This window comes from Buchnera aphidicola (Nippolachnus piri), assembly GCF_039383305.1.
Lineage (GTDB): Bacteria > Pseudomonadota > Gammaproteobacteria > Enterobacterales > Enterobacteriaceae > Buchnera_F > Buchnera_F aphidicola_AZ.
This window is the reverse complement of record NZ_CP135009.1, coordinates 87,022-99,818: the sequence shown is the minus strand read 5'-3', so window position 1 is coordinate 99,818 and position 12,797 is coordinate 87,022. Positions and strand designations below refer to the sequence as shown.

The following is a 12,797-nucleotide window of genomic DNA, read 5'->3' as shown; positions in this document are numbered from 1 at the left end:
AAAAAAATCTTCACAAACTTTTTAACCATTTAATTTCTGAAGACCATAAATTTTTATTTTTTGTTTCTAAAATAATAGGTATATTCTGAAATTTCTTTGTTTTCATAATCCATTTAAAAAAAAAACTTTTAATATAACCTTTCCCTAAGTTTTCATGACGGTCTATACGACTTCTTAAAGGATAAAGAGAATCATTTAAATGCAAACCTTTTAAATATTTAAAACTCACAATTTCTTCAAATTTTTTAAATGTATTTAAAATTCCTGTAAAATCATGTAAATCATATCCAGAAGCATATAAATGACAACTATCTAAACAAACTCCAATTCTTGTATGATCTTCTACATATCGTATTATATAAGCTAAATGCTCAAAACAATACCCTACATTACTCCCTTGACCTGCTGTATTTTCTATAACAATTGTAATATCTTTTGTTATATTTAAAACTATATTTATTGATTCAATAATATTTTTTAAACATTTTTTTTCAGAAATTTTTCTTAAAAAACTTCCTGGATGAAAATTTAACATTGATAAACCTAATTCTTGACATCTATAAATTTCTTTTATAAAAAAAAATTGAGATTTTTTTCTTAAAAAATTATTTGGATGTCCTAAATTTATTAAATAACTACTATGAGGTAAAATATATTTTGAAACATATCCATATTTTTGACAATTTTTTTTAAATAAAATTTTCGAAATTTTAGTTAATGGAGGTGACTCCCAACGTCTCTGATTTTGAAGAAATAATGCAAACGTTGTCGCTCCTATTTCATGCGCACGTAATACTGAATTCTCAACTCCTCCCGCAGAACTTACATGAGCTCCAATATATTTTGTCACTCTTAATTATCCTTAAAAAAATAAACTATTGTATACTAAAATATTACTTCTAACTTAAAAAATAAAATTTTTTTATAAAATAAATTATTTTGTATAGTATAAAAAAATAAATAAAAATTTTTTATTTTAAACAATATAATATGATATGAAATGCACTCATTATAAATTAATTATAAAAATTTGGAAATTATAAATATGAATTCTTCAAAAATCTTAACATTTTCAAAAATCATTCAAAAACTTCAAAAATTTTGGAATTCACAAGGTTGCATTATTTTACAACCTTTAGATTTAAATGTAGGCGCAGGTACCTTTCATCCTAAAACTTTTTTTAATGTATTAAATAAGAATTTAATAAAACTTGCTTATGTGCAACCAACACGGCGACCATCTGACGGTAGATATACTAAAAATCCTAATCGTTTACAACATTATTATCAATTTCAAGTACTTTTAAAACCAGCTCCTGATAATATACAACAAATATTTTTAAAATCTTTAAAAATTTTAAATATTGATCTAAAAAATAATGATATTCGTTTTATTGAAGATAATTGGGAAAATACAACTTTAGGAGCTTGCGGACTAGGATGGGAAATCTGGATTAATGGAATGGAAATTACTCAGTTTACTTATTTTCAACAAATGGGTAGTTTAAACTGCAATCCAATTTCAGTAGAAATTACATATGGTTTAGAACGACTAGCATTACACATTCAAAATTGTACTAATATTTTTGAAATAATTTGGGATATTTATAAAAATAAAAAAATTACATATGGAAATTTATTTAATTTATCTGAAACTCAACATTCATTATACAACTTTGAAGAATCTAATAAAAAAAAATTATATAAATTATATTCACTTCATATGGAAATCTCTAAAAATTTAAATGAAAACAAAAAAAAATTGATTGTTCCTGCTTATGAACATGTATTAAATGCAATCCATTATTTTAATCTATTAGAATGTAAAAAAATTCTTTCAGTAATAGAACGGACTAATTATGTATCACAAATACGAACACAAATTAAATCTATTTCTTTAAACTATTTAAAAAATTTTTTTTAAACTTTAATATAATTTTTTAAGGCTAAAAAATGAATAAAAATATATTCTTAATAGAATTAATCATAGAAGATTTACCGGCATTACAACTTCATGAATTATCTAAAAATTTTTTAAAAATTTTTATAATTACATTAAAAATTTATAATATCACATGGGATTCTATAAAAAATTTTTCTACACTACGAAGATTATCTTTAAAAATTAAAAATTTAAAAAATGACAATTTATCTAAAAAAATACGAATTAAAGGACCATCTATTGAAAAAGCATACGATAAAAATGGTACAAAAACAAAAAATTTTAAAAAATGGATAAAAAAATTTCAAATACCTATCAATAAAATTCAAAAAAGTATAATTAATAAAAAAGAATATTTAACCTTTCATATAAAAAAAAAACCATCATCATTACAAGATATACTTAAAAAAATTATACCAAAAATTATATTAAAAATTCCATGTAAAAATTCAATGTATTGGAATCAATCACAAACAAAATTTATCAGACCAGTAAGAAATATTTTAATTTTATTAAATAAAAATATTATTCCAGTAAAATTATTCGGATTAATATCTAATCGACTATCCACAGGACATTTTATTTTATCGCCTTCTTATTTTTCCTTAAAAAAAGCTAATGAATATACAGAAGAATTATATTTTCAAAAAAAAGTTATTATAAATTATAAAAAAAGAAAACAAGAAATTTTAAAACAAATTAACACTTTTAAAAAAAAATTAGGATGCTCAATTAAAATTAAAAAATCTTTAATAAATGAAATAACATCTTTAGTAGAATGGCCTAAAATTTTTTCTGGAAAATTTCCTGAAAAATTTCTAAAAATTCCTAAATTAATTTTAATTCATGTAATGGAAGAACAGCAAAAATATTTACCTACTTATCAAAAAAATACTAAAATACTTTCAAATAATTTTTTATTTATTAATAATATAGATATAAAAAATTCAAATAATGTCATTTTAGGTAATGAAAAAGTTTTATGTTCTAGATTTGATGATGTACTTTTTTTTCTAAAAAAAGACGTCTTAATTTCTTTAGAAAAACGCATTAATTTACTTAAAAAAATTAATTTTCATAATAAATTAGGTACTTTATTTAAAAAAATTATCAGAATGCAAAAAATTAGTTTATATATTAATAAAAAAACAAAAAAAAATAATAAAAAAAAAATAATACGTGCTATATCTCTTTCTAAATGTGATTTAACAACATTAATGGTTGCAGAATATCCAAAACTACAAGGAATAATTGGGTATCAATATTCAAAATTTTTCAAAGAAGATCTTGAAATATCTAATGCTATTCAAGAACACTATTACCCTAAATATTCTACAGGACCTCTTCCTAAAAATTCTATCGCTCAAATTATCTCTATTGCGGATAAATTAGACTCTATTACAGGTTTATTTAGTATTCATGAAGAACCACAAAAAAATTATGATCCATATGCAAGTAAACGTGCTGCTATAGGAATTATTAGAATTATTATTGAAAATAATATACAAATAAATATTTCAAAATTAATACAAAAATCTTTAAAATCTTATAATATTAAAAAAAATTTAAATTTTTTAAAATCAAAAATTTTATTTTTTTTGAATAAAAGATTTATACAATTTTATACTAAAAAATATCCTAAAGATATAATCAAATCAGTATTATCATTAAAATTAACTAATTTTGTAAATATATACTTAAGAATTTTAAATTTACATTTCTTCCAAAAACAAAAAAATTATTTAAAAATTTTACTTACATATAAACGTATTAATAATATTTTAAAAAAAACAAATTTTAAATTTAAAAATAAAAAGATTGATAAAAATCATTTAAAAAATTTAGAAAAAAAAATATTTAAAAAAATTTATTTAATAAAAAAAGATAATAAAAATTATAAAAAAAAAATGTATTATTTAAATTTTTTAAAAAATTTAGAAAAATTATGTATATTACTAGAAAAATTTTTTAAAACAAAATTAATTAATCATCCACAAAAAAATGTTAAATTCAATCGTTTATTACTTCTTTATAAAATTAAAAAAATATTTTTTTATATATCTGATTTTTCTTATTTAAAAATTAAAAAAAAAAAATAAATCCGCTATAAAATATAAAAATATTATAAAAAAATTTTATCAATTACTAAAAATTTTTTTTCTCTTAAGTACAAAAATTATTAGTACTTAAGAGTATGTTTTATCAATAAAAAAATTACAAAAAAAATTTTATTTTTTAAAAATATTTTTTTTTACATATAAAAATTTTTTTATACAAAAAAACCTTAAAAATCTTTAACATTTCTAAAAAATTAAAATTATTTTTATAATAAAATTCTCTATTTTACAAAAAATTTCTGACTTCTTTAAAAATATAATATTTAAAAAATTTCTAAACTTTTAAAAAATATTAAATAAAAAAAATCTATAAAATATAAATAATTTTTATCTATTATATATTTTAAAAAAATAAAATTTTTTATTATAAATATTTTTTCAAAAAAAGTTATTATTTTTTATTTTTTTTTTTGGTTAATAATATAAAATTTTCTACTCTATTACGTAATTTTTGACCTGCTTTAAAAATCACAACTCGACGCGCAGAAATAAAAACATTTTCTCCTGTTTTGGGATTTCTTCCTGGACGTTCTTTTTTATCTCGTAAACAAAAATTTCCAAAACCAGATAACTTTACCTCTTCACCTTTTTCTAAAGATTTACGTACTTCTTCAAAAAAAATCTCTATTAATTCTTTTATATCTTGTTTATTAATATCTAATTTTTCAAATAAAAAATCAGAAATTTCAGCTTTAGTTAATACCATAAATTTAATCTCTTAAAATTGCCTGAAACTTAATTTTTAATACATTAATACAATTTTGAATTTTTTTTAATATTTCTATATCAGTTAACATTATATTAAAACTTTGAAAAATAAAACGTAAGGATAAACTTTTATATCCTATTGGAATCCCTTTACCATAATATACATCATATATAAAAATCTTCACATTATCTTTATTTAAAATTTTTTTACAAACTTTCACGATCTGAATGCTAATAATATTTTCTAAAACAATAATAGAAATGTCTTTAGTAATTGTAGGTAACATAGAAACAGTATTTATTATAAAAGAATTTTTTAAAGAAATTTTTTCCCATAAAATTTCACATAAAATTACACTATGAGTTAAAGAAAAAATTTCATAAAAAGAAGAATCTAAAACTCCAATCTTTCCAATTAACTGCCCAGAAAGATAAATTCCAGCACTTTGATGCCGTTCTAAACCAGGAAAATTTTCTAAAGAAATATTTACATTTTCTAATTTTCCACATAAATCTAAAATAGATTCAATAATACCTTTCATATCATAAAAATCAAATTTTCTATTTTTTAAATTCCAAGAATTAATAGAAAAATTTCCACTTATAGCACATGCAAGATATTTCTCTTGTCTAATATGTAAATCTGATGTTCTATCAGAAAAAAAACATAAACCAGTTTCAAAAATTCGTATTGATTCATGTTGTCTTTTTTGATGATACGAAATACAATTTAATAATCCTACCCAAATTGACATACGCATTACAGACATATCAAAAGAAATAGAATTTTTAATAATTAAAAATTTTTTTTTTGGAAAAAAAATTTTTTGAAATTTTGGATTTATAAAACTATATGTAATAACTTCAAAATATCCATGATTTACTAAAAAATTTTTAATTCGTAATAAAGAAACAGAATTTTTTAAAATAATATTTTTAAAATTAATTGAATTTGAAAAAGATAAAATAGGTAAATTTTGACAACCAAATCTATTAACAATCTCACCTATTACATCTTCTTCTAAAAAAATATCTATACGCCAATAAGGAGGATAAAAATATAAAATATTATTTATATTAATATATTTAAAAAAATTATTTTTTAAAATATCAATTATTTTTTTTTTTGAAAATGAATAACCTATAACTTGATTTACTTTTTTTTGACGTACTAAAATTTTTTTTTCTGTCTTAGAATAAAAATTTAAATTTTGCGTAATAATAGGCGTTACAGTACCCCCGCAAAATTTTAAAATTAAAGAAGTATAATAATCTAAGATTTTAAAACAATTTTTAGAAAAAATATTATATCTTAAGTATTGTGAAAAATCTTTTAAAAAAAAAATTTCTTTTTTTTTCATAAAATTATATTCTTGAACAAAATCTATTGTACCAATAAATAAATTTTTAGTATTTTTAGTAACAAATGCACCAAAAGTTTGAGACATGTCAAACGTAGACAAAATTAAATTTTTATTAGAAATAATTAAAGAATTTTTGTCTAAAAATATTTTTTTTTTATAAATATTTGTAAAATATTCTCCTATTCGACTCAAACGAACTTGTATCTGAAAATCTTCTAATAAATCTATATCAAAAATGTGAAACCAATGTCCAGTTTCCAAAAAAATATAATATAAAAGATTTTCTAAAGTATTATGAAAAGATATATTACATGCTCGTAATCTTTCTTGAATTATTAACGGTAATACAATATTTTTATTTGAAAGATTATGAATTTCTCGATATGTGTAATTACTATTAAATGAAAAAAAATTTTTTTGAACTTTGCAATATGGTTTAACTTCTGTATTAAATTTTCTTGTAAAAATTTTTGGTAAAGGAACTTTATATATTATAGAAATTTCTCGAGAAATACCAAAAATAGATTTCAAATCTATTCGATTTGTCGGACAATCAAATTTTATTATTCGAGAATTTTTTTTAAAATATTTAAAAAATTCTAATCCTTTTAAATTTTTTTTTGATAAAATAACGATATCATGACTACGAAATCCAAGATTTAATATATAAAAACTACAAAAAAAACCTTCCGATACTACTCCAAATATATTTAAAGTCTGAACTTTTTTTTTTTTATATATTGAAATACCTGCAAGAGCAACTATTACTGTATTCCCAATTTGACAACAATTAACAAAACTAACAAGAATTTTTTTAAAAAAAATTTTTCCAAAATCTATTAAATAAATACAATAATTTAAATTCTTAGGATGTTTAAAAATTTTATAAACTGTACCTATAATAACATTAGAAACAAAAATAGATTTTCGATTTTTACATATGTAAGATACTTCTATTCCTACATTATTTAATTTTTCTTCTAAATTATTAGAATTCTTTAAAGAAGGAATCCAAGAATATAACCATTCTTCTCTAAATTTCATATATACATCTCTCACTCTTTTTTAAATTGTTTTAAAAAATTAATATTATTTTCAAAAAAATATCTAATATCTGAAATATTATATTTTAACATCGCGATTCTTTCCACTCCAATACCAAAAGCACATGCAGAATATTTTTCTGAATTTATATTAAATTTTTTTAAAACATTTGGATGTACTATACCTCCACCTAAAATTTCTAACCAACTACCTTCAGAATTTTGAATATCCATTTCTAATGAAGGCATTGTAAAAGGAAAATAAGAATTACGAAATCGAGTTTTAATATCAGTAGAAAAAATATCTTGTAAAAATAAATTTAAAAACCATTTTAAATTTGTAAATGAAATTAAAGGTTCAATTATCAATCCCTCTATTTGATGAAACATAGGGGTATGCGTAGAATCTAAATCATAACGATATACTTTTCCTGGAATAACAATTCGAAAAGGCACTTCATATTTTTCTAAAGCTCGAATTTGCATACTAGAAGTCTGAGTGCGTAATAAACGATTTGAATCGAACCAAAATGTATCACTAAAATTTTTAGAAGGATGATTCTGAGGAATATTTAAAGCATCGAAATTATGATATTCATCTTCAATTTCTGGGCCTTCTAAACTTATAAAACCCATTTTTAAAAAAAAACTTAAAATTTTTTGAATAATAATAGTTACAGGATGTAAACTACCAGTTTCTATACGACGTCCCGGTAAAGAAACATCGTATTGTATTATATTTTTTTTATTTTCTAAAATTTTTCTTTTAATATCTTTTTTTTTTATTAAAATATTTTCTAAAATTTTTTGCTTAAAATTATTTAATATAAAACTATATTTTTTTTTAATTTCAACAGAAAATTTTTTTATCTTTTTAAAATACTGAATCAAAACACTTTTTTTCCCTAAATATTTAGACTTACAATAATCTACTTTCTGTAAATTATGAATATTATGTAATTCTTGTTTAAATTCTTTAAAAATATTCTTAAAAACTATACTCAGTTCTTTTAGAGACTTCATATTAATTTTCCTTACCTTCAATCTTTAATAGAAAATAATTTATATGAAATTTTTTAATATTTTTTTTAAAAAATATTATTTAAATATTAATTTTTTTTATTTTTAAAAAATTTTAAGAATGATTTAAAAAAACCTGTACTTTTTTAACTAATAACAAAAAATCATTTTTATGAAAAATAGCTAAATCTGACAAAATTTTTCTATTGACTAAAACATATATTTTTTTTAAACCATACATAAATTGACTATAAGATAAATTATAAAAATTTACAGCAGCATTAATACGAATGATCCATAATTTTCTAAATTCTCTTTTTTTTTGCCGTCTATCCCTATAAGCATATTGACCGGCTTTAATTACAGATTGTTTTGCGACTCTATATACTCGAGATCGAGCTCCATAATATCCTTTTGCTTGTTTTAAAATTTTTTTATGTCTAGCATGCGCTGTTACTCCTCGTTTAACACGAGCCATTTAAAACTCCTTTTTAAAAATAAAAAAATTAATAAAAAAATTCTATACATATGGTAAACATAATAAAATTCTTTTCTGATCTACAATCTTTACTAAAATTTTTCGTCTTAAATGACGTTTTCTCTGAGTTGTTTTTTTAGTTAAAATATGCCTTAAATTTGCTTGTTTACGTTTTAAACGTCCTAAAGAAATTTTCTTAAATCTCTTAAAAATACTACGTACAGTTTTAATCTTAGGCATATAATATCTTCCGTATTAATTTTTTTTTAAATATAAAATAATTTTTTATATAACAAATAATATTAATTTAATATTTTTTTTTAGGAGCTACTAACATAATCATTTGACGACCTTCAATTTTAGTAGGAAAATATTCAATAATAGATAAAATTTTTAAATCTTTTTCAACTCGTTTTAAAAGATTTATACCAAGATTTTGATGTGCCATTTCACGACCTCTAAATCTTAATGTAATTTTGACTTTATGACCTTCTTCTAAAAAACGAATTAAATTTCGTAATTTTACTTGATAATCACTTTCTTGTGTACTAGGACGAAATTTGACTTCCTTAAGTAAAATAATTTTTTGTCGTTTTTTTTGTTTTTTGGCTGCTTTATTTTTTTCATATAAAAATTTTCCGTAATCCATTAACCGACAAACTGGAGGATTAGCATTAGGACTTATTTCTACTAAATCTACACCAAAATTATGAGCTTGAATTAAAGCTGCTTTTAAAGAAAAAATTCCAATTTGCGCACCTTCCAAATTTGTCAAACGTACTTTTGAAGCAAAAATTTCTTCATTAATACGATGAGAACGAATTACTTGAGTTTTTTTTCCGAATTTAATACGCTATACTCCTTTATTAAGATCTATCATAAGTAATAATTTTTTCTGACAATTCTTTTAAAAATACTTTAATTTTTTTTGTATATAACACACTACTTTCACGTTTTCGAATAGTAATTAAATTATTTAAAATCTCTTTATCCCCAAAAATAACAATATAAGGAATATATTGCATTACATATTTTTTTATTTTTAAATTTAAATTTATTTTACTAGTATCAAAAATATACCGTATCCCATAAAAAGTACACTTTTTACAAAATTTTTTTGCATATTCTTTATGTTTTGTCGAAATAATTAAAACAACAAGCTGAATCGGAGATAACCATAAAGGAAACTTTCCCTGATATTCTTCAATTAAAATTCCAATAAAACGCTCCATAGATCCCAAAATAGCTCGATGTATAATAATAGGCGCTATACGTACATTATTTTTATTAATATAAAAAGCATTTAATCGTTTAGACAAATTAAAATCCAATTGTATTGTGCCGCATTGCCAAATTCTCTGTAAACTATCTTCTAAAGATATTTCAATTTTTGGCCCATAAAAAGCCCCTTCACCTTTTTGTATTTCAAAAAAAATTTTTTTTTCCATTAAAACACATTTAAGATCATTTTCTGCTTGATTCCAAAGAATAGTATTTCCAATACTTTTTTTAGGTCTTGTAGAAAATTTTATAGAAATTTTTTTAAACCCAAAAATTTTATATGTATTTAAAATCAAATCAATGCAATTATTTAATTCTTTTTTAATTTGAGTACGTCTACAAAATATATGAGCATCATCTTGAGTAAAATTACGAACACGCATTAAACCATGTAATGCCCCAGAAGGTTCTTTACGATGGCAACTACCAAATTCAGACATTCGTAATGGTAAATCTTTATATGTCCTTATTTTTTTTTTAAAAATTTCAACATGACCAGGACAATTCATAGGTTTAATACAATAGATTTGATGTTCTGATTGAGTTATAAATATTGATTTTTTAAAATTTTCTAAATGACCGCTTTTTTCCCATAATGTTTTATTTAAAATAAATGGACTTTTAACTTCTTGATAAGAAAATTTTAATAATTGAACACGAATAAAATTTTCTAATTGTCTAAAAAGTATATAACCATTAGGATGCCAAAATACCATACCTGGAGAATCTTTTTGAATATGATACAAATCTAATCTTTTAGATAATTTCCTATGATCTCGTTTTTCTAATTTTAATAATTTTTGTTTATATTTCAACAACATATTTGATGAAGACCAGACTACTACATGAATCCGTTGCAACATTTTATTTTTACTATCATTTTTCCAATATGCTCCAGAAATATCTTTTAAAAAAAAATTTTTACAAAAATATATATTAGATACTTGTAATTCATGACATTCTTCAGAATAATTCTGATGAAAATATACAAAAATTTTGTCAGAAAGCGAAATATTTTCTTTAATTAAAATACTTTGATACATTTCTTGTCTTTCATCTAATTTTTTTAAAAATTTTTTTTTTGAAACTTTTTTAAAAAAAATATTATATTTTTGTGATAAAAGAAATATCATTTTTTTAGTAATCAATAATAAATCTTCTTTTTTCAAAAAAAACTCTGAACTATCAAAATCACAATAAAATCCATCTTCTGTTAGTACTCCATTCGTTTTTTTTATCTGCGGCCAAAGTTCTGTAACAGCATAATTTAATAATTGCATACACGAAATACGAATTTTTTTTAAAAAAATTTTATCATTTTCAGAAATTAAAATTACATTTACGTCTTTCGTAATTAAAAAATCTAAATTTACTAAAATATCATTCACATATCCAGCAATATACTTTATATGTGTTTTTTTAGAAATATCTTTTACAATTTTTTTTAAAAAAACACTCTTATAATATTTTTTTTTAATTCCCGTAGAAAAAGTAATAATGGGCATATTAAATCCTAAATTATGATAATAAATTATCATATTTTTAATATTGTAAACTTTAAAATAAAAAAATAAAAACTAAGTATCTATTAAATTTATTTTTTTATAAAATTTTTATTTTTTTAAAAAAAAATTAAAAACGAATTTTTAAAGCTCGAAATAAATTACTTAAAAGGTACTCACTATCTTGCCAACCTAAACATGCATCTGTAATAGAAATTCCATATTTTAAATTTTTTGTATCAGAAATATTTTGAGAACCTTCTTTTAAAAAACTTTCTATCATGACTCCAGAAATATAATTTGCACCATCGGTTATTTGTTTCATTATCGATTCAGCTACATCTAATTGACGTTTATAATTTTTTAATGAATTAGAATGACTAAAATCTACCATTAAATATGGAGGTAATTTAAAACTATTTAATTGTTGTACAGCATCTTTTAAATTTACAGAATAATAATTTGGTATTTTTCCTCCCCGCATAATAATATGCGATATAGTATTACCTAAAGTATAATTAATATTCATTATCCCATTTTCATCAGAATTAAGAAATAAATGCATTCTTTTTGAGGCACGAATTGCATCAATTGCAATATTAATATTTCCATCTGTTCCATTTTTAAATCCAATAGGACATAATAAAGAAGAAGCCATTTCGCGATGTATTTGACTTTCAGTAGTACGAGCTCCAATAGCTCCCCAACTTATTAAATCTGTTAAAAAATGACTAATTACCATATCTAAAAATTCTGTTGCTGCAGGCATCCCTAACATATTAATTTTTAATAATAAATTTCTAGAAATTTCTAAACCATCATTAATTTTTAAACTCCCATCTAAATATGGATCTGTAATTAAACCTTTCCAACCTATTACAGTTCTTGGTTTTTCGAAATATGTCCGCATTACGATCTCTAATCGAGAAGAAAATTTTTTACGCAATTCATATAATTTCTTTGCATATTCAATAGATGATTCTACATTATGTAAAGAACATGGACCAATAATTACTAATAATCTCTTATCTTTTCCTAATAAAATATTTTTAATATTTCTACGCGTTTGTATAATTAAATTTCTTACAAATTTTGTAACTGGATATTTCTTGAGTAATTTTTTACGCGTAATTAAAGGTTCCATTTTAAAAATATTTAAATTATCAATATTTTTCATAATTTTCTCTATTTTTTAATATATAAAAATTTTTTTGTAAAAATTTTGTTATTTTATATAAAGAATTTTTTATATAAAAAACAAAATACAAAACATATTTTTCTAAAAATTCTATATTTTATAAAAAAAAAATATATTTATATAAAAGTATATTAAAAAATTTTA

General features: G+C 20.7%; 11 protein-coding genes. 2 read left to right on the top strand and 9 right to left on the bottom strand.

Annotated elements, in window-relative coordinates:
* Positions 1-10: 10 nt before the first annotated feature.
* Positions 11-850, bottom strand: coding sequence for a deoxyribonuclease IV (gene nfo / locus RJT25_RS00460; RefSeq protein ID WP_343126627.1), 840 nt, complete (start codon positions 848-850; stop codon positions 11-13).
* A 195-nt stretch (positions 851-1,045) separates the two neighbouring features.
* Here nfo and RJT25_RS00455 point away from each other — a divergent pair, with 195 nt between their 5' ends.
* Together RJT25_RS00455 and glyS are read left to right on the top strand one after the other, a co-directional pair.
* Positions 1,046-1,924: a glycine--tRNA ligase subunit alpha gene (locus RJT25_RS00455; protein ID WP_343126626.1), complete on the top strand. Its 879-nt coding sequence runs from the start codon at positions 1,046-1,048 to the stop codon at positions 1,922-1,924.
* A 29-nt stretch (positions 1,925-1,953) separates the two neighbouring features.
* Positions 1,954-4,041 carry a glycine--tRNA ligase subunit beta gene (gene glyS / locus RJT25_RS00450; protein ID WP_343126625.1) on the top strand — a complete coding sequence of 696 codons (2,088 nt, stop codon included), beginning with the start codon at positions 1,954-1,956 and terminating at the stop codon, positions 4,039-4,041.
* 409 nt (positions 4,042-4,450) lie between these two features.
* Here glyS and RJT25_RS00445 read toward each other — a convergent pair whose 3' ends face one another.
* From RJT25_RS00445 to RJT25_RS00410, 8 genes are all read right to left on the bottom strand, one after another.
* A complete protein-coding gene (locus RJT25_RS00445) occupies positions 4,451-4,765 on the bottom strand; it encodes an integration host factor subunit alpha (protein ID WP_343126624.1) in 315 nt (104 codons plus the stop codon).
* 4 nt (positions 4,766-4,769) lie between these two features.
* Positions 4,770-7,175, bottom strand: coding sequence for a phenylalanine--tRNA ligase subunit beta (gene pheT / locus RJT25_RS00440; protein WP_343126623.1), 2,406 nt, complete (start codon positions 7,173-7,175; stop codon positions 4,770-4,772).
* Between the two features lie 11 nt (positions 7,176-7,186).
* Positions 7,187-8,197, bottom strand: coding sequence for a phenylalanine--tRNA ligase subunit alpha (gene pheS, locus RJT25_RS00435; RefSeq protein ID WP_343126622.1), 1,011 nt, complete (start codon positions 8,195-8,197; stop codon positions 7,187-7,189).
* A gap of 112 nt (positions 8,198-8,309) precedes the next feature.
* On the bottom strand, positions 8,310-8,672 hold the full coding sequence (gene rplT, locus RJT25_RS00430) for a 50S ribosomal protein L20 (RefSeq protein WP_343126621.1): 363 nt from the start codon (positions 8,670-8,672) through the stop codon (positions 8,310-8,312).
* Positions 8,673-8,714: 42 nt separating this feature from the next.
* Positions 8,715-8,912, bottom strand: a complete 198-nt coding sequence (gene rpmI, locus RJT25_RS00425) for a 50S ribosomal protein L35 (RefSeq protein ID WP_343126620.1) — start codon at positions 8,910-8,912, stop codon at positions 8,715-8,717.
* 67 nt (positions 8,913-8,979) lie between these two features.
* Positions 8,980-9,522: a translation initiation factor IF-3 gene (gene infC / locus RJT25_RS00420; RefSeq protein WP_343126713.1), complete on the bottom strand. Its 543-nt coding sequence runs from the start codon at positions 9,520-9,522 to the stop codon at positions 8,980-8,982.
* A 16-nt stretch (positions 9,523-9,538) separates the two neighbouring features.
* The gene (gene thrS, locus RJT25_RS00415) at positions 9,539-11,458 is read right to left on the bottom strand and encodes a threonine--tRNA ligase (protein WP_343126619.1); all 1,920 of its coding nucleotides are present in this window, start codon (positions 11,456-11,458) and stop codon (positions 9,539-9,541) included.
* Between the two features lie 127 nt (positions 11,459-11,585).
* Positions 11,586-12,632, bottom strand: a complete 1,047-nt coding sequence (locus tag RJT25_RS00410; RefSeq protein WP_343126618.1) for a 3-deoxy-7-phosphoheptulonate synthase — start codon at positions 12,630-12,632, stop codon at positions 11,586-11,588.
* Positions 12,633-12,797: the final 165 nt, after the last annotated feature.

Bases quoted from the DNA above. Each gene is read 5' to 3' on its own strand.
- RJT25_RS00455 (WP_343126626.1), top strand. From the start codon at position 1,046: ATGAATTCTTCAAAAATCTTAACATTTTCAAAAATCATTCAAAAACTT.
- glyS (WP_343126625.1), top strand. From the start codon at position 1,954: ATGAATAAAAATATATTCTTAATAGAATTAATCATAGAAGATTTACCG.
- RJT25_RS00445 (WP_343126624.1), bottom strand. From the start codon at position 4,765: ATGGTATTAACTAAAGCTGAAATTTCTGATTTTTTATTTGAAAAATTA.
- pheT (WP_343126623.1), bottom strand. From the start codon at position 7,175: ATGAAATTTAGAGAAGAATGGTTATATTCTTGGATTCCTTCTTTAAAG.
- pheS (WP_343126622.1), bottom strand. From the start codon at position 8,197: ATGAAGTCTCTAAAAGAACTGAGTATAGTTTTTAAGAATATTTTTAAA.
- rplT (WP_343126621.1), bottom strand. From the start codon at position 8,672: ATGGCTCGTGTTAAACGAGGAGTAACAGCGCATGCTAGACATAAAAAA.
- rpmI (WP_343126620.1), bottom strand. From the start codon at position 8,912: ATGCCTAAGATTAAAACTGTACGTAGTATTTTTAAGAGATTTAAGAAA.
- thrS (WP_343126619.1), bottom strand. From the start codon at position 11,458: ATGCCCATTATTACTTTTTCTACGGGAATTAAAAAAAAATATTATAAG.
- RJT25_RS00410 (WP_343126618.1), bottom strand. From the start codon at position 12,632: ATGAAAAATATTGATAATTTAAATATTTTTAAAATGGAACCTTTAATT.